General features: G+C 74.0%; 15 protein-coding genes. 3 read left to right on the top strand and 12 right to left on the bottom strand.

Features of this window, described 5'->3' with window-relative positions; translation table 11 throughout:
- Positions 1-26: 26 nt before the first annotated feature.
- The 6 genes from AC0B61_RS03920 to AC0B61_RS03895 all read right to left on the bottom strand — a co-directional run bounded on the left by AC0B61_RS03920 (position 27) and on the right by AC0B61_RS03895 (position 5,839).
- Positions 27-1,280, bottom strand: a complete 1,254-nt coding sequence (locus tag AC0B61_RS03920) for an ABC transporter permease (RefSeq protein ID WP_471739023.1) — start codon at positions 1,278-1,280, stop codon at positions 27-29.
- Positions 1,280-2,071, bottom strand: coding sequence for an ABC transporter ATP-binding protein (locus AC0B61_RS03915; protein ID WP_471739022.1), 792 nt, complete (start codon positions 2,069-2,071; stop codon positions 1,280-1,282). The genes AC0B61_RS03920 and AC0B61_RS03915 overlap by 1 nt, the downstream gene beginning before the upstream one ends.
- Complete coding sequence (locus AC0B61_RS03910) at positions 2,068-3,708, bottom strand: peptidoglycan-binding protein (RefSeq protein ID WP_471739021.1); 1,641 nt, start codon at positions 3,706-3,708, stop codon at positions 2,068-2,070. Before AC0B61_RS03910 ends, AC0B61_RS03915 begins: the two co-directional genes overlap by 4 nt.
- A 50-nt stretch (positions 3,709-3,758) precedes the next feature.
- Entirely contained in the window at positions 3,759-4,292 is a 534-nt protein-coding gene (locus tag AC0B61_RS03905) for a hypothetical protein (protein WP_471739020.1), read from the bottom strand.
- A complete protein-coding gene (locus AC0B61_RS03900; protein WP_471739019.1) occupies positions 4,292-5,200 on the bottom strand; it encodes a hypothetical protein in 909 nt (302 codons plus the stop codon). The genes AC0B61_RS03905 and AC0B61_RS03900 overlap by 1 nt, the downstream gene beginning before the upstream one ends.
- 303 nt (positions 5,201-5,503) lie before the next feature.
- Positions 5,504-5,839, bottom strand: coding sequence for a hypothetical protein (locus AC0B61_RS03895; protein ID WP_471739018.1), 336 nt, complete (start codon positions 5,837-5,839; stop codon positions 5,504-5,506).
- Positions 5,840-6,104: 265 nt separating this feature from the next.
- Here AC0B61_RS03895 and AC0B61_RS03890 point away from each other — a divergent pair, with 265 nt between their 5' ends.
- Positions 6,105-6,617 carry a helix-turn-helix domain-containing protein gene (locus AC0B61_RS03890; RefSeq protein ID WP_471739017.1) on the top strand — a complete coding sequence of 171 codons (513 nt, stop codon included), beginning with the start codon at positions 6,105-6,107 and terminating at the stop codon, positions 6,615-6,617.
- A gap of 115 nt (positions 6,618-6,732) precedes the next feature.
- Here the strand turns inward: AC0B61_RS03890 and AC0B61_RS03885 are convergent, their stop codons facing one another.
- Positions 6,733-8,259, bottom strand: a complete 1,527-nt coding sequence (locus tag AC0B61_RS03885) for an MFS transporter (RefSeq protein ID WP_471739016.1) — start codon at positions 8,257-8,259, stop codon at positions 6,733-6,735.
- A 304-nt stretch (positions 8,260-8,563) separates the two neighbouring features.
- Between AC0B61_RS03885 and AC0B61_RS03880 the strand changes: the two genes are divergently transcribed.
- Positions 8,564-9,340 carry a TetR/AcrR family transcriptional regulator C-terminal domain-containing protein gene (locus tag AC0B61_RS03880; RefSeq protein WP_471739015.1) on the top strand — a complete coding sequence of 259 codons (777 nt, stop codon included), beginning with the start codon at positions 8,564-8,566 and terminating at the stop codon, positions 9,338-9,340.
- 60 nt (positions 9,341-9,400) lie between these two features.
- On the opposite strand, the gene AC0B61_RS03875 is transcribed toward AC0B61_RS03880, so the two are convergent.
- Both AC0B61_RS03875 and AC0B61_RS03870 read right to left on the bottom strand, forming a co-directional pair.
- Positions 9,401-10,174, bottom strand: a complete 774-nt coding sequence (locus AC0B61_RS03875) for an isocitrate lyase/PEP mutase family protein (protein ID WP_471739014.1) — start codon at positions 10,172-10,174, stop codon at positions 9,401-9,403.
- A gap of 107 nt (positions 10,175-10,281) precedes the next feature.
- The gene (locus tag AC0B61_RS03870) at positions 10,282-11,694 is read right to left on the bottom strand and encodes a hypothetical protein (protein WP_471739013.1); all 1,413 of its coding nucleotides are present in this window, start codon (positions 11,692-11,694) and stop codon (positions 10,282-10,284) included.
- 64 nt (positions 11,695-11,758) lie between these two features.
- On the opposite strand from AC0B61_RS03870, the gene AC0B61_RS03865 reads away from it, so the two are divergent.
- A complete protein-coding gene (locus AC0B61_RS03865) occupies positions 11,759-12,571 on the top strand; it encodes an ArsR/SmtB family transcription factor (RefSeq protein WP_471739012.1) in 813 nt (270 codons plus the stop codon).
- 38 nt (positions 12,572-12,609) lie between these two features.
- On the opposite strand, the gene AC0B61_RS03860 is transcribed toward AC0B61_RS03865, so the two are convergent.
- The 3 genes from AC0B61_RS03860 to AC0B61_RS03850 form a co-directional block, all read right to left on the bottom strand.
- Positions 12,610-13,128: a DinB family protein gene (locus tag AC0B61_RS03860; protein ID WP_471739011.1), complete on the bottom strand. Its 519-nt coding sequence runs from the start codon at positions 13,126-13,128 to the stop codon at positions 12,610-12,612.
- On the bottom strand, positions 13,128-13,925 hold the full coding sequence (locus AC0B61_RS03855) for a VOC family protein (RefSeq protein ID WP_471739010.1): 798 nt from the start codon (positions 13,923-13,925) through the stop codon (positions 13,128-13,130). Before AC0B61_RS03855 ends, AC0B61_RS03860 begins: the two co-directional genes overlap by 1 nt.
- Positions 13,926-14,068: 143 nt before the next feature.
- Positions 14,069-16,636 (bottom strand): terpene synthase family protein, encoded by a 2,568-nt coding sequence (locus AC0B61_RS03850; protein ID WP_471739009.1) that lies wholly within the window; start codon positions 16,634-16,636, stop codon positions 14,069-14,071.
- Positions 16,637-16,899 lie beyond the last annotated feature (263 nt).

Here is a 16,899-nt window from a genome sequence, read left to right as displayed (position 1 = left end):
CTTCCGCAGGGAGTGCGGCCGGGGTGTCAGCCGGAGCGGAGGGCTTTGAGGGGGTCGGTGCGGGCGGCGCGGAGGGCCGGGTACAGGCCTGCCAGGAGGCCGACGATCGTGCCGATCAGCGGAGCGGGGAGGGTGGCCGCGGGTTGCAGGACGGCCGTCCAGGAGCGGGCCGCGGCCACCGCCAGGACGACCACGACGCCCAGGCTCGTACCGATCAGGCCGCCGAGGGTGCCGAGGGCGGTGGACTCGGTGAGGAACTGGGCCGCGATGTGGTGGGTGCGGGCGCCGAGCGAGCGGCGCAGGCCGATCTCCTGGGTCCGTTCCAGGACGGCGACGAGGGTGGTGTTGGCGATCCCGACCGCGCCGACCACCAGGCAGATCGCGGCGAGCGCGAGGAACAGTCCGGTGAGGTCCGAGGTGATGTGGTCCTGCAGGCTGTGCGGGTCCGGCGGCGGGGTCACCGTGAACCGGGACGCCGCGTCGGGGCGCAGCGCCGCCGCCAGCTGCCGGGCGACCACCGGGGCCGCGCCGACCCTGGTCGCGGCCAGCAGGTGGGCGCCCTGGTCCTGGCCCCGGTCGGGGTTGCCGAAGCGGTCCAGCGCCGTGGTGCCGGGGATGATCGCCCCGAGCAGGGTGTCGGGCAGCCGCTGCACGTCCGCGTAGACGCCGATCACGGTGTACGGCAGACCGTCGATGAAGACCGCCGGCTGGGCGTCGAGCCGGGTCACGCCGAGCCGGTTCGCCGCCGTACGGCTGAGCAGCACCACCGGCAGCCGGGCCTGCTGCGGGTACGGGTCGAGGGTGACGCCGGCGGCGAGGGTCGGCTGCATGGCCGCGACCGCGCCGGGGGTGGCCGCGAAGAGGGAGAGCCCCTGCCCCGCGGAGCCGTCGGCGGTCGGCGAGGCGCCGATCCGGTGCAGGCCGCCGGGGACGTGCCACCAGACGCCGGCCGCGGTGACGCCGTCGATCCGCCGCACGCGGGCGTCCGCGTCCTCGGGGAAGCTCATCGGCGGGTTGGTGCCGGGCGGCACGCCGTCGTCCGTCGGATTGTCGGCCACGGTGACCGTGGTCGCCTTGGTGAGGTCGAACTGCCGGCCGATCTGGCCCGAGGCGGTCGCGGTCAGGCCGAGGACGGCGACGAAGGCGCCGATGCCGAGCACGGTGCCGAGCATGGTCAGCACCGAGCGGCCCGGCCGCTGGAGCACCCCGGCCAGGGCCTCGTCGACCAGGTCGCGCAGGCTCAGCCGGGAGGGGGGCTCGCCGAGCGCGCCGCCGGGCATCAGGAGTCCGCCGGTTCAGCGCCGGCGACGGTGCCGGCACTGAGGCGGGCGTCGGGGTCGGCGGTTGCGCTGGCGTCGGGGGCGGCGCCGTCGCCGACGCTGAACCGGCTGTCGCTGAGCCGGCCGTCGCTGAGCCGGCCGTCGCTGATCCGCACCGTCCGTTGGGCCCTGGCGGCCACGCCCGGGTCGTGGGTGATCACGACCAGGGTGTAGCCCTGCTCGTGGAGGTGCCGGAAGTGGTCCAGGACGGTCTGCGCGTTGGCCGAGTCCAGGTTTCCGGTGGGCTCGTCGCAGAGCAGCAGGCTGGGCCGGTTCACCAGGGCCCGGGCGATCGCGACCCGTTGCCGCTCGCCGCCGGAGAGGGTGGTCGGCAGGGAGTCGGCCCGGTGGGCGAGGCCGACCTGGCGCAGGGCGGCCCTGGCGGCCTCCCGGCGCCCGGCGCGCGGGGTGCGGTTGTAGACCTGGGCGAGCAGCACGTTCTCCTCGGCCGTTCGGTTCGGCAGCAGGTGGAAGGACTGGAAGACGAAGCCGATCCGGCGCCCGCGCAGGGTGGAGCGGTCGCGGTCGGCGAGCCGCCCGGTGTCGATGCCGTCGAGGGCGTAGCTGCCGGTGGTCGGGGTGTCGAGCAGGCCGAGCAGGTGCAGCAGCGTGGACTTCCCCGATCCCGACGGGCCGGTGATCGCCACGTACTCGTTGCGCTCGATCGCCAGGTCGCAGGGGTGCAGCGCGACGACGGGCGGGGTACCGGGGAAGCTGCGCCCCACCCCGGAGAGCCGGATCACCGCCGTCACTGGCCGACCACCACCTGGTCGCCCTCCGCGAGCCGGGCGCCCTCGGCCGGGGTGACGCCGACGTAGCCGTCGGCGTTGACCCCGGTCGTCACGGGAACGGTGGTGCGCTGCCCGCCCGGGGCGACCCTGGTGACGGCGCTCTGACCGGCGGAGGTGGTGAACACGGCCGCGACCGGGACGCTCAGCACCGGGTCCTCCGCGGTGCTCTTCAGCACGGTGATCCGGACGTTCTGCCCGCTGAAGGCGGCGGGCAGCGGGTCGGTCGGGGTGATCTGCAGGGGCACGTAGGCGGCGACCGGCTGACCGCCGGGCGCGTTCGGCGCGCCCGCCCCGGCACCCCCGCCCCCGCCCCCGGTCGCGGCACCGCCCGCACCGGCTCCCGTACCCCCGCCGGCCCCGGAGCCCGCGCCGCCCCCGCCGCCTATCGCGATCACCCGGCCGGCCGGCGGCGTCGTGCTCGGCGCACCGAGTTCGGCGACGGTGCCCCTGACCGTCGTCCCGCTCGACTCGGAGAACACCTCGACCGCCATGCCCGGCCGGATCCCGGCCGCCTGGGCCGGGGTGAGCTGCCCGGTGACGGCGAGGCCGCCGCTGGTCAGCGAGAGCAGCGGACCGGAGACCGGCGCGCCGACCGGGGAGTTGATGGCCGTGACGGTGGCCGGCAGCGACGGCAGGAAGACCACCTCACCGGCCGGGACCATCGGGCCGTTGACCGCCTCCGCCTTGGCGAGCGCGTCCTCGTCCTCGGACAACTTCTTCCGGGCGTTGGCGAGTTGCTGGTCGAGGCCGAGCCCCGCGGGGGCGCCACCCGCCGTCGGTATGCCGCCGGTTGCCGCGGGGCCGCCCGTCGTCGGTGTGCCGCCCGCCGTCGGTGTGCCGGCGGGTGCCGCCGCGGCGGCCGTGCGCTGCGCCTTGAGCGCGTCGACGGCCTGTCGGTCCGCCTCGACGGTCTTCCCCGCGGTGTCGACGGCCTGCTGGGTGGTCGCGCCGGTGGTCGGCGCGGTGTAGCCGAGGTGCCGGTAGTAGCCGGTGACGGCCTTGGCCGTGCCGGGCCCGTACGTGCCCGGCGCATCGCCGCCGTGCCCGTACCCGAGCTTCTCCAGGGCGGCCTGGAGTTCCGCGACGTCCGGGCCGCTGGAGCCCGGCTTGAGGTCCCGGTACGCGGGGACCGGGCCCTCCAGGACGAACAGGGGCTGGCCGGAGACCTCGGCGAGCTGCCGGCCGTCCGCGGCCTGGTCGCCGGACTTGACCGAGAGCGCCGAGACGTAGAGCTGGGTGATGTCCGGGGAGGCCGCCCTGGGCGCGACGTCGTACTGAGTCGGCGGGTACACCTGGCCCCGGATGACCGTGGTCTGGGTGAGCGTCTGCCTGGTCACCTGGGCGGTGATCAGCGTGCTGGGCGGCGGTGCGGTGTCCGCGGCCCGCTCGGCGGGCGACTTGATCAACGAGGCGGCGCCCAGCCCTCCCCCGGCCACCACGGCCGCGGCCGCCGCGACCGCCAGCAGCGCCCGACGGCGCCGCGCCATCCGGCGGCGCCCCGACCCGGGCGGCTCCTCCCCCGGCACGCCGACCGGCTCGCCCGGCTGGCCCAGGTCGGCCCCCGGGCCGCCGGGCGGCTCGTCCGTCTCCACCGACACGATGCCGGCCCCCCTCCGCACCCTGCGCCTATGGTTCCGGGGCTCCCCGTTCAGCACGCCCCGGCCGTCTCGCTGTCCGTCACCAGCCACTGACCGTCTCTCAACGCCAAGGTATAGCTTGCCAGTTGATTGGGACGGTCGATCAGCTGACCGGCTCGCTGGGCGCCGGTGGCGAGGTCGTACTGGACCCAGTTCCTGACGTCGACACAGTCCACCAGGGTGGCGACGCCGTCCTGGAGGGAGATGCCGCGCACCGCGTGCCCGACGGTGCCCTTGGCCACCGCACCCTCACCGCGCAGATGCGTCACGTTCTGCCGGACGAGGTTCAACTGGTTGCTGGCCGCGGCACCGGCCAGCGCCGGACTGTCGGCGTCACCGGAGGCGTTGGCCTGCAACAACGCGTCCCAGTAGGTGAGGTAGCGCTGCCGGACCTGCTCCTGCTGCGGGGTCCACGCCCCGCGGGCCGCCCCCGTGCCACCGTGGCCGCCCGAGCCGACGGGACCGCCGACCAGGAAGCCGGCCCCGCACGCCGCGGCGGCGAGCAGGCCGAGCGGCAGTAGCAGCCGCTTGCGTGAGACCGCCATCAGCCCGCCCCCAGCGCCTTCTTGGCCGCGGCGACCCGCTGGTTCACCCGGTCCTTGACCCCTTGCAGGGCGGACTCGTTCTGCTGGATGAGCTCGGTCTGGTAGCCCGCTTCGACCGCGTACCAGGTGCCCAGCAGCTGGGCCTGGGTCTTGCACGCCATGTCGGCCACCGCGGTGTCCTTCTCCTGCTGTGCGACCGGGTCCGGCCAGGCGGCCGAACCTGCCTGCGCCGGCGTGGAGTAGTGGTACCCCTGCGCGGTCATGCAGCCCGCCCACTTGGTGATCGCGGCCTTGACCCGGCTGTCCGCGGTGGCGTGGTCGTACGCCTTGGCGCGCAGGCCGCCCACGACGTCGTCCTTCACCGGCGCGGCGACCGCGCCGCCGAGCTGCTGGTCGAACGCGCCCAGGCAGCCCCGGTCGGCCGCCGGCCCCGCGGACGCCCCGGGCTTGCCCCCGGAGCCCTCCAGGGCCTTCCGGTACTCGGCGCCGCCATTGCCCTGCTGCTGGACGGTGCTCTGCCCGGCGGGCGGGGGCGGGCGGTGGTAGCCGGTCAGCCGGGCCGCCGCGGCCGAGAGGATGCCGAGGAAGTCCGGGTCGAGCGGTGACGGCGGGGGCGCGGCGGGCAGCACGGCGGGGGTGTAGTCGAACCCCTTCGACGTCATGCACGTCCGGGTGGCCGCCTCCCGGGCCTGGAAGATCAGCGCCGAGTCCGCACTGCTGATGGCGTAACCGTCGAGGGGCAGCGGAACCGCCGCCCCGTCGGGGGGCTCGGTGAGCACGGCGGGAAGGACGGGCTCGGCCAGTGCGGCATCGTGACTGCCGCCTCCGCCGGAACCCCCGCAGCCGGTCGCCAGCCCCGCCAGGACGACAGCCGCGCCGAAACGTCGCAGCCCGTGGCCTCGCACCACGAATTCCACCCTCCCGGTCGGACGGTGATCGAATTCGAGCAATCACCGTCGAAGGATCTCGATCCGATTCAATCAGGGACGGGCCGCCGGGGCTGCCCGGTCCGCGGTATTTCCGGAGAACTTCCGGCACGTCGCATTTCGGACGTCGAACGTCGAAAACAGGACGTCGAACGCCGGAAATAAGGTGCCGGACGTCGGACCTGGGGCGTCCGACATCGGACAAAAGGGCGTCCGACACCGGAGACACCCGAATGCGCGGGGCGCGCGGCGCGGACGAACCCGCACCGCGCGCCCCGCACCGATTCAGCACTTGTAAATGCCGCCGCTCCAGGTCATGTAGGTGTCCGCGCTGTAGTAGCGGCCGTAGAACGACCAGTCGGCGAGGTAGTGGTCGTGGTCGGCCCACCCGGCGTCGCCGTTGACGTTCTGGCCGACGACGTAGCAGTAGAGGTACGCGTGCTGGTCACTGAAGCCACGGCCGTGCATGGCACAGGTGGTCCACGCACAGTCCCGCAGGGCCACGCCGCCGTCGCGGGTGTTGTAGCTGCCCCACTGCCCGGCCTCGGCCACCCCGCTGCCGGCCCCGAGCGCGCCCAGGCTCAGCAGTGCCGCGGCGACCGTGGTCGCGATCTTCCGCATTGACCCTCCTTGGATCCCTGACGTACGAGCAGCCGAAAGGCTGTTCGGGCAGCCATTCTGCGCAGCCCGGCCAGTATGCGACACGAATTTGTCGGCGAAATTCCACGGAAGAATGCCGGAAGATTTTCCGGCGCCGGACGGAACGGAGCAGTTCGCTCCGAATATCGTGATGTGATGCGCATCACACGGCCTTCGCCGCCCTGATACTGTTTAGACTGCGTTGCCTGAACCACACCTGCCTCGCCACCGAGCACGGGGGGATTCGATGTCAGAGCAGGTAGAAAGCTTCGGCGCACTACTGCGCCGCACCCGCATCCTTCACGGACTCAGCCAGGAAGAACTCGGAAAAAGATCCGGAATCACGGCCCGGGCGATCAGCAACCTCGAACGGGGCTGCAGTCGGCCGAGAGGCAACACCCTCAGGGAACTGATCAAGGGGCTCGACCTCGATGAGGACCACGCCACCGGTTTCCTGCACGCGGCGACCAGATCCACCCGGCATGCCGCCGGACACCGGAACGCCCACCGCCTCCCTCACGGGGGAGAGGGCCCGCTGACCGACTCCGAGGTCGTCTCGACGCTGCGCCGGCTCAGCCTGGCAGATCCGGCTCGGTGGGAACCGCGGGTCACCGCCACCCTGCTGGCCGCATGCTCGGGGCAGCCGAGCGCCGTACGACTGCTCGGCGCCGTCCTGGCCGTCCATCCCGAACTGCCGCTCGCCGCCCTGGCCGACCGGCTCCGCCGCGACGACCGGAGGCCCACCCTGCTCCTCGGCTGACCGAACGGCGTGGCGGGCACGCCTCGCGGCCGGCCGGCTCTCCGTCCGCGGCAGACCGATGCCCCGGCCGCGCGGGGCGGCCGGGGCATCGGGCGGAGTCCGGCAGGGCGGCGGCTCAGCCGACCGACTCGGCCACCGGCCCCGCCGAGGCCTCGCTCCCGGCGGCCTTCACGGCGCCGTCACTGCTGCCACCGCCGCGCATCAGCACCAGGGTGAGCGCCGCGGCAGCCACGACCGCGATGCCGCCCACCGTGAAGGTGGTGGAGGTGGCGGTGTTGAACGCCTCGCGGGCGGCCGCGACCAGCCCGCCGTCCCCCGTGGACCCCGCGACCGCGAGCGCGCCGGTGATGTCGTGGCGCGCGGCGGCGGGGGCGCCGTCGGGCATCGCGCCGGTGTAGGTGCTGGAGAGCACGGTGCCGAGGACGGCGACGCCGAGCGCGGCGCCGGACTGCTGGATGGTGTCGTTGAGCGCGGAGCCGACGCCCGCGTGCTCGCCGGGGATCGCGCCCATCAGCGCGTTGGCGGCGGCCGGCATGCCGAGGCCGGAACCGACGCCCAGCACCAGCATGGCCAGGGCGACCTTGGTGAACCCGTCGCCGACGGAGAGCGTGGCCAGCAGCCCGAACCCGCCCGCGATGACCAGCATGCCGACCGCCGTCAGCACCCGCGCCGGGAGCTTCTTGCCGAGCGCGGCGCCCACCCCGTTGAAGACCAGCGAGGCGACGGCCAGCGGGATGAAGGCGAGGCCGGTGTCGGTGGGCGAGAACTCCAGCACGAACTGCAGGTACTGGGTGAGGACCAGCATCAGTCCGCCGGTGGCGAAGGTGAGCAGGACGAGCGAGAAGCTGGCGCCGGTGAACACCCGGTTGCGGAACAGCTGGAGCGGGACCATCGGCGAGTCGGTGCGGACCTGCCGGACGGCGAACCCGGCCAGCGCGACCACGGCGACGGCGAGCGAGCCGAGCGAGCCCGGGCTGGTGAAGCCGTCGCGGGGCAGCACGATGATCGACCAGACCAGCGCCGTCATGCCGACCATCGACAGCACCATGCCCGGCAGGTCGGGCCGGCGCCACGGCCCCTTGGACTCCGGCATCAGCAGCACTGCGGCGAGGATGGCGACCGCCGCGACCGGCACGTTGAGCAGGAAGACCGCGCCCCACCAGAAGTGCGCGATCAGCGCGCCGCCGAGCACCGGCCCGCCGACCAGGCCGACCATGGCCACCGCGGTCCAGGCGGCGATCGCCTTCGGCCGCTCGTCGTCGTCGAAGACGGTGATCAGGATGGAGAGCGTGCTCGGCATGACCAGCGCGCCGCCGACGCCCATCAGGACGCGTCCGGCGATCAGCTGGCCGGGGCTGTCGGCGACGGCCGCGACCAGCGAGGCGGCGCCGAACAGGGCCAGCCCGACGATCATCACCTTCCGCCGTCCGAAGCGGTCGGAGAGGCTGCCCGAGGTGAGCAGCAGTCCGGCGAAGACCAGGATGTACGAGTCGATGATCCACTGGATGTCCTGCGCCCCGGCCTTGAGGTCCTCCGCGATCGGCGGGATGGACACCGTGAGCACCATGTTGTCGATCACCAGCACCAGGCTGCTGAGGCAGAGCACGACCAGGATGAGCCAGCGTCGCGGATTGCGTTCCACCACGTTCCCCCTTCGGATTTTTCGGCCTTCGGACTCGTCGTCGCCAGTTTCAGCCCGCGCAGGCCGCGGCCGCGCGGAAGTCGTCGCGGCGCACTCCGCCCTCCGTCCCCGCGGGAACAGCGTGCGCCGCTCCGCACACTGTACGGATACCGCACACTGTTCGCAACGCCGTACAGTGTGCGGAGCGACTTATGCTGAACCGGACGAAGCCCGCTCGGAACCGCACGGAACCGGACGGGACCAGACCGGCCCGGACGGGCGATCACCAACAACCACGAACGACCCTGAGCGATGAGGAGGGCCGATGGCGGCCACACCCGAGGACGGAACGCCGGGCATCCCCGCCCTGTGGAGCCGCCCCCAGCGACCCCGCCGGGACCAGCCCGCGCTCAGTCGCGACCAGATCGTCACGGAGGCCCTCGCGCTCCTGGACAGCGACGGCATCGAGGCGCTCAGCATGCGCAAACTCGGCGCCCGCCTCAACGCCGGCGCCACCTCGCTCTACACCCACGTCCTCAACAAGGACGAACTGCTCGCGCTCGTCGTCGACCAGGTCTTCGCCGAGCTCCCGCTGCCGAAGTCGGAAGGCCCCGAAGGCGATCCGAAGGTGTGGCGTGCCGCCATCGAGGAGTGCGCCGAGGGCGTGCGCGCGGTCATCCTGCGCCACCCGTGGATGGTCTCGGTGCTCGGCGACGTCGGGATGGTCTACTTCGGCCCCAGCTGGATGCGACTGTCCGAGGCCTTCCTCGCCCTGCTGGAGGAGTCCGGCCTCGCCCTCACCCAGGCCAACGAGGCGATGGGCGTCGTCATCGGCTACACCATCGGCACCGCCACCGTGGAGGCCGCCTGGCTGAGCGCCCTGACCAAGCGCGGCCTGGGCGAGCAGGAGTGGATGGAGCAGCTCATGCCCGCCGTCGTCGAGGCCACCAAGGACCACCCGCGGCTGCACCGGCTGTACACCACGCAGGTGCACCAGGAGATCGAGACGGGACGGGACTCCGCCTTCCTCGACGGCGTCCGGCTGATCCTCGACGGGATCGAGACCTCGTGGGCGGCCAGGTCCGCCGACCGGCAGGGCTGACGGCCCGGAGGGCCACCCGTTCCGGGGTCCGCCAGGCGGAGGACCGGGCCGCGCCTCGGCTCACCGCCCGTTCAGCGCCTGCACCTCCGCATACCCGGGCACCGGCCCGACCGGCTCGCCCGCCGCGACGGCGGCCGCCGTGGCCACCGCCGCCGCCAGCGCCGAGCGGTACAGCAGCGAGCCGAGGCTGACCCGGGCCACCCCGAGCGCGGCCAGCTCGGCGAGGCCCGGACCGGTCGGCGTCCAGAGGATGTTGAGCGGCACGCCGACCGCGCCGACCAGCCGGGCGATGGCCGCCGGCTCGGTCAGCCCGGGGGCGAACACGCCGTCGGCGCCGGCCCGCCGGTACGCGTCCAGGCGCCGGAGGGTCTCCGGCTCCGGGTCGTCCTGCCCGCACCAGTAGGTGTCGGTGCGGGCGTTCACGAACAGCTCCGGCACGGCCGCCTTCACCGCCGCGACCTTCGCCGCGTGGACGGCGATCGGCGCCAGAGTGCCGTCCGCCCGGCCGTCCTCCAGATTGATGCCGACCGCCCCGGCCTGCGCCAACTCGACGGCCAGCGCGGCCACTTCGTCCGGGTCGTCACTGAAACCGGACTCCGCGTCGACACTGAGCAGGAAGCCGCCGTCCCCGAGTCGGTGCGCCAGCCGTACGGTCTCCGCACGGGTGGCGGCGGCGCCGTCGGGCAGCCCGGCGGCGGCTGCCACACCCAGGCTGGTGGTGCCGATCGCGGCGTGGCCGGCGGCGGCGAGGGCGGCGGCCGTGGCGTGGTCCCAGGCGTTGGGGAGCAACAGGGGGCGGCCGGGGCGGTGGTGCAGGGCGGCGAAGGGCGTCATGGCGTGGGCTCCGGGACGGTCGGGGTCTGCGGGACGGATGTTGTCTTCGGGACGGGTGTTGTCTGCGGGACGGGTGCCGGCTGCGGAGCGTGTGCGGGCCGCGGGGCTCATGAGGTCGCCTCTCCCCCCGTCGCGGCCTCCGCCGAGCGCAGGTCCCCCACGGAGTCCGCGTAGTACCCGGATCCGGAGACATGGCGGACGACCTGCCGGAAGCTCCAGCCCGTACCCGGCGAGTCGTCCAGGGAGGCATCCGGCAGCGCGGCCACCCGGCGGGCCCAGATCCCGGCGAGCCGGGTGAGGCGGCTGCGGGCCTCGTCCAGGTCGGCGACGGTGAACGGGGCGAGGTCGGCCGGGGTGGTGGCGTGGGAGGCGTGCCAGTGGTCGGGCTCGGTCGGCTCCCCGGCCAGGCGGGCGTCCAACTCGGCCAGGTGGTCGAGGAGATGGTCCGCAATGCGGCGAACCGCCTTGTGCGGCGTGTAAGTTCGGCCATCAGCGTTGACGATCGGGCGGCCGTCCCAGGCCGTCCAGGTGTCGGCCAGGTCGAGCACGTGGACAACCATCTCCGGTACCAGGGCTACGAGTTCGCCCTTGCTTTCGCCTTGGTCGGCCCGCGCACCGGAGCCCACCGAGACCGCGTCCGTCGAGGTCACGTCCGCCGAGACCGCGTCCGCCGAGGCCCCGTCCGCCGAGACCGCGTCCGCCGAGGCCCCGTCCGCCGAGACCGCGTCCGCCGAGGCCCCGTCCGCCGGGTCGGACGCGCCGAGCAGGATCCCCTCGGCGATGACCAGGGCGTGCGAGCGTCCCGGGCAGATCCGGGGGCCGGCGCCGAAGCTGAGCGCCACGCCGTCCGGGGCCTCGGGCTGGGCGGCCGCGACGTCGAGCACGAGGTGCGTCCCGGCCGGTACGGCGGTCCCGCCGACCTCGGTGGCCTTCGCGGCGAGGCGGCGCATCACCCGCAGCGGCGGGTCCTCCCGCAGTGCGACGGCCAGTCCGCCCCCGTTGCGGCGGGCGGCCTCGACCAGCGCGGCGGTGGCGTCGCAGGCCTGGACGAGCAGGCCGATCCGGTTCGCGGCCGTCTCCTCGTCCGGGTCACCCATGGCCGGCAGCAGCCGGGCCACCGCGGCGTCCTCGTCCGGATCGTGCGGCGCGTCCGCGAAGTACGCCCGGGACACCGTCGCGACGTCCCGTGCCACGGCCTCCGGGTCGGCCAGGCCGAGCGCCGCCGCGAGTACCCGGACCACCCGCCGCCGGACGTCGGGGTCGAAGCCGGCCGCCGCGGCCACCCGCAGCGCGGCCGGGTCCAGTCGCTCCAGGTCGGCCAGCACCAGGGCCCGTCGCCGGGCGTGCGGCTCGCCCGAGCTGAACCGGGCGACGGAGGCCCGCAGCCAGGCCACTCCGACGGGCGCGACGGGCGCCGCCGGCAGCGGGACCAGCGCCGGGTCGGCCAGGGCCGCCGTGACGTCGTCGTAGCGGGAGAAGGTCATGGTCCCGGGGCCGGAGATCACCGTGGGTTCGCTCATGCCGCCATCGTGGCCCCGGCTCGTTTCGGCCCCCGCCGAACTGTGCCGGGGCGACGATGGAGGCATGTCGACTGAACTCCGCGCCGCCCCCCGACCGGCCCGGCGCCCCGACCGCCACGGCAGGGCGCTCGCCGCCTTCGCCGCCCTCCTCGCCGACCCGACCCGCGCCGCCTTCTGCGACGCACTGCTCGACGGCCGCGCCTGGACGGTCGGCGAGCTGGCCCGGTACGCCCGCGTCGCGCCGTCCACGGCCAGCGAACACCTGTCGCGGCTGGTCGCGGGCGGGCTGCTGGCCGAGGAGCGGCAGGGCCGGCACCGGTACGTCCGGGTGGCCTCGCCCGCGGTGGCCACTCTGCTGGAGGACCTCACCTCCTTCGCCGAGTCCGGTGGCAGCGGCTCGCCCGCGCCGCGCACCCTGGGCGAGGCCACCCGGCTGAGCGCGGAGGCCCGCGCCCGCACCTGCTACGACCACCTGGCCGGCCGCCTCGGCGTGGCCGTCGCCGACGCGCTGCTCGCCCGCGGCCTGGTCGCCGCCGACACCGGGGCTCATGACACCGAGGCTGACGACACCGGGACCGCCGACACCGGAGCCGCCGTCACCGGAGCCGCCGTCACCGAAGACGGCCGGGCCTGGCTGGCCGCCCAGGCGATCGAGCTGCCGCCGCGCGCGGGCCGTCGCGGCGGGCGGCCGGTGGTGCGCAGCTGCCTGGACTGGACGGAGCGCCGCAACCACCTGGGCGGAGCGCTGGGCGCGGCGCTCTGCCGGACCGCCCTGGACCGCGCGTGGGTGGAGCGGATCGGTTCCGGCCGGGCCCTGCGCATCACCCCGGACGGCGGCCGGGCGCTGCGCGAACTCCTCGGCGTGGAAATCCCCTGACGCCCCTCACCCCTCGCGTCTCGCCCCCACCCCCGCCTTCATCCCATCGACTTCGCCCCGTCCAGCGACTCCCGGATGATGTCCGCGTGCCCGGCGTGCTGCGCGGTCTCGGCGATCACGTGCAGCAGCACCCGCCGGGCCGACCAGGCCGCGCCCGGCTCGAACCACGGCGCCGACGGCAGCGGGTGGGCGACGTCGAGGTCGGGCAGGGTACGGATCAGCTCGTCCGTGCCGCGCGCCACCCGCTCGTACTCGGCGAGCAGTCCGGCCAGCGTCTCGCCCTCCATCATTCGGAACTGCGCCGCCCAGGCATCCGCGCCCCCGGCACGCCCGGCATCACCGCCCCCGTCCCCGCCCCGCATCGCCTCCGCGCCTCCGGTCATGAACCGCGTCCAGCGCGCCTCGACCGCCGCCACGTGCTTGACCAGGCCGCCCAGGCACAGCTCGCTGACCGTGGGGTGCTCGGCCGCCTGGGCGTCGGTGAGGTCGCGGACGGTGCGTCGCAGCAGGCCGCGGTGCTTGTCGAGCGTCTCGACGAAGTCCTCGCGCTCCCCCATCAGGCATCCACCGTGTTCGGCCGTTCGCCGACGGTCCGGCCGAGGTCGATGATCCCGAAGGCCGCGCCCTGTGGGTCGCCGACCGCCGCGAACCGGCCGAACGGGCTGTCCATCGGCCCGAAGTGCACCCTGCCGCCGCGCGCCGTGAGCCGTTCGATCGCGGCGTCGGTGTCGTTCACGGCGAAGTAGACACTGATGTAGGACGGTGCCTCGGGCGGCAGGAAGTCGCCTTCCGCTCCCATCCGGCCCAGCACCGGCCGGTCGCCGACCTGGAACATCCGGTAGTCGAACTCCTCGGAGTCCATCTTCCGCACGCCGTACGGGAAGACCGCCGGGAAGAAGGCGTCGGCCTTCGCCGGCTCGCGGGTGACCAGTTCGGCCCAGCTGTACGCGCCGGGCTCGCCCTGCTTCTCGAAGCCCTCGTGGCGCCCGGCCTGCCAGACGCCGAACACGACGCCGCCCGGGTCCTTGGCGATCACCATCGTGCCGAAGTCGCCGACCTGCATCGGCCCCATGACCACCTCGCCGCCGTGGGCGCGGATCCGCGCGGCCGTGGCACCGGCGTCCGGCGAGGCGAGGTAGAGGCACCAGGCGGACTGCGTCTGGTCGCCGGGCATCGGCGGCACGACCGCGGCGACGGCCTTGCCGTCCGAGTACGCCTGCGTGTAGTTGCCGAACTCCGACGAACTCTCGCCGAAGGTCCAGCCCAGCACATCGCCGTAGAAGGCCTTCGCGCCCTCCACGTCGGTGAACATCGCGTCGGCCCAACAGGGTGTGCCCTCAGGTAGCGCAGCCATGGTCCCTGCCCTCGTGTGTGGCGAAGAGCGCGCGCCGGAAGGCGTGCGCCGGCCCCCGACTCGCCAGCCTAGCCACGACGCGGCGCACCCGCGCGGGATGGCCCGCACGGGTGCTCCGGGAGGTCGGCCGCCCCTTCGACCGGTCAGTGCCCGGGCACCGCCCCGCTCCGCGGCGGCCGCAGCGCGGTCGTGCCGAGGCCGGTCGGCCCGAGCGGCACCGCGCCGGTCAGGACGGCGGGCGAGGGCTCCGGGGCCCTCTCGGCTCCCGGTACGGGCAGCGGCGGCACCGACGGCACCCGAACGGTCGGGACCACGGGCAGCCCCGGAACCGCGGGCACCGATGCCTCGGCGGCACCCCCCGACGGCGCCTCGGCGGCCCCCGCCGATTTCGCCCGCCGGGCCGCCGTCGCCGCCACCATGTCCCGCTCGGCGCCGAAGTGCCGCCGCAGGTCCGCTTCACCGTACCGGCGGCAGTCCTCGTGCCAGCTCAGGATGCCCGCGAGCCAGTTCTCCAGCTCCTTGACGTACCCGTCGAGCATCTCCCGCGCCGCCGCGTCCAGCCCGAAGTCCTCGTACATGACCGGGAGTTCCTTCTGCGCGACGTGCTGGAACTGGCCCAGCCGCGAGTGCATCAGGTCGTCGACGATCCGGACGGCCGCCGGGTAGTCGCAGTTGAAGAAGTTCTGCACCACCAGGACGACGTTGTGCAGTTCGCCCTCGTACTCGACCTCCTTCTGGTACGAGAAGAGGTCGTTCATCATGGCCGCGTAGTCCATCGCGGAGTGCTCCAGCGCGCGGATCGAGCCGTGCTGGTAGACGTCCGGCGGCACCGTCTGCCCGTGGCCGAGGCGGCAGAGGCTCGCGGTGAGGTCCGAGCCGAAGGTGGCGCGGCGCATCTCCAGGTAGTCCACCGGGTCGGGGATCCGGTGCTGGATCTGGTTGGCGAGCTCCCAGATCCAGCTCGCCGTCATGTCCTCGACGGTCTGCCGGAACCGGCCCCTGGCCTCGACGGTCATCGGGCCTGCGGTGCGCTCCCAGATGTCGGCGAGGCCGCGTTCCAGCGCGTTGGCCGGCTCGGGCGCGGGGCTGCCGTCCACCGGCATGAACAGGGTCAGCCGCTCGTTGGCCAGCTTGGCACCGGCCAGGTCGCGGGTGCGGCCGAAGGCCAGCGGGTAGTAGTCGTCGGCCCAGGTGCCCCAGGCCAACCAGGCCGAGTCGATGTCGAGTTGGTCGGCGGTGGCGTCCGGGTGGATGCCGGCCGCGCAGAGCGCGAGGTCGTAGTCGCGCATCGACTCGGCGTCCCAGATGCCGGAGCCGGGGACGGCCGGGTCCGCGTCCAGCAGGCCCATCCGCTCGGCCCACTCGACGACCCGCTGCCGGGCGCCGTCCAGGTGCGGGCTCAGCGTCAGGGCGAACGGCAGCTTGAACCCGGGCAGGCGGGACGGCCCGACGGCCTGGAACGGCACGTGGCCGTGCGAGCGCGCCCGCCGCACGGCCGGGCTCGCCCCGGCCTCCGTCGCTCCCGTCGCTGTTCCCGTCCCGCCGCTCGTCCCCTCGCCTGCCCCCGCTCCCGTCGCCCCGCTGCGCAGGATGTCCAGCGCCGAGGTGCCGATGCCGCCGATCGCGTACTGGTCCCACCAGCTGCCGGAGCCCGCCACCCCGGGCAGACCAGGCAAGCCGGGCTGACCCGCCGCCTCTCCGCCCGCACCCGCAGCCGCCCCGCCGCCGTTCATGTACCGGCTGGAGCGCATGTGCCACTCGTGGCCGCCGGACTGCCAGTCCTGCAGGCCCTTGACGTACGCCATGACCTTCGCCCGGCCGTCCGGTCCGAGCCCGGTCTCCGCGAACAGCGCCGGCAGTTCGGTGAACACGGTGTTCTCGAACTGCTGGAGCCGCGAGGTGAGCAGGTCGTTCACCGCCTCGGCCGCCTCCTGGGTGGTGCACTCCAGGAAGCGCTCCAACACCAGGATGCCGTTGCTCAGTTCGCCCTCGTCCTCCACCTCCCGCTGGTACGAGAAGATGTCGTTGCGGAGGTGCACGCCGTCGGAGAAGGCGTCCATCAGCACCCGCAGCGCACGCGTGCCCGACACCTCCGTCGGCACCTCGGCGCCGGCCGCGTACTCGACCAACTGCGCGGACCACGGCGCACCGCCGACCTTGCGGCGCATCTCGATGTACTCGACGGGGTTCGCCACCCGGCCGGCGTTGATGTTGGCGAGCTCCCAGAGCGATTCGTTGAGCAGGTTGCGGGTGCTCTCGGCGAACCGGATCCGCCAGTCCTCCCCCATCGCCGGCACGGTGCGCCGCCACAGGTCGGCCAGGCCCGCCTCGACCGGGTTCGCCGGCTCGGGCACCGGTGCGGCCGGGTCGGCCGGCATGAACAGCGGCAGCCGGTCGAGGTGCGCCTTGCCCGCCGCGCGGTCGTTGGTGCGCTTGTACATGTCGAGGAAGTGGTCGTCGAAGAAGAAGACCCAGACGTACCAGTCGGTGACCAGCGACAGTGCCTCGGCGGAGGCGTCGGGGTGGGTGTAGGCGCAGAGCAGCCCGTAGTCGTGGGCCTCCAGGTCGGCCTGATCCCAGATCCCGGAACCCTCCAACATGCCCATCTCCCGGGCCCAGCCGGTGGAATGGGCCCGCGCCTCGTCCAGGTGGGGGTTGAGGCGTGCCGGGTGCGGCACGTAGAAGGACGGCAGTTCGAACGGCTGGGTCACGGCGGGCGAGCCTTTCTGGACGCGTCGATTGGACCAAGAATGACCCGCGACCCGGGCGCCACACCGGCACACCGAAACAGTCATATGAGATGACCAACCCGCTCGAACCCCAGCTCGACCCGCAGATCCAACCGCCCACCCGAGCAACCGACCAGCCCTGTATCGTACGTACAGCCCCACCCCACCACCCCACCCCTCCCCCAAAACCACCCACCCAGCCGAGCGCACCACCACCCCAACACGCCCCTCACCCCACCCCACAC

The organism is Kitasatospora sp. NPDC023385 (genome assembly GCF_055664045.1).
The sequence above is the reverse complement of the archived record's forward strand: the minus strand, read 5'-3'. Positions and strand labels throughout refer to the sequence as shown.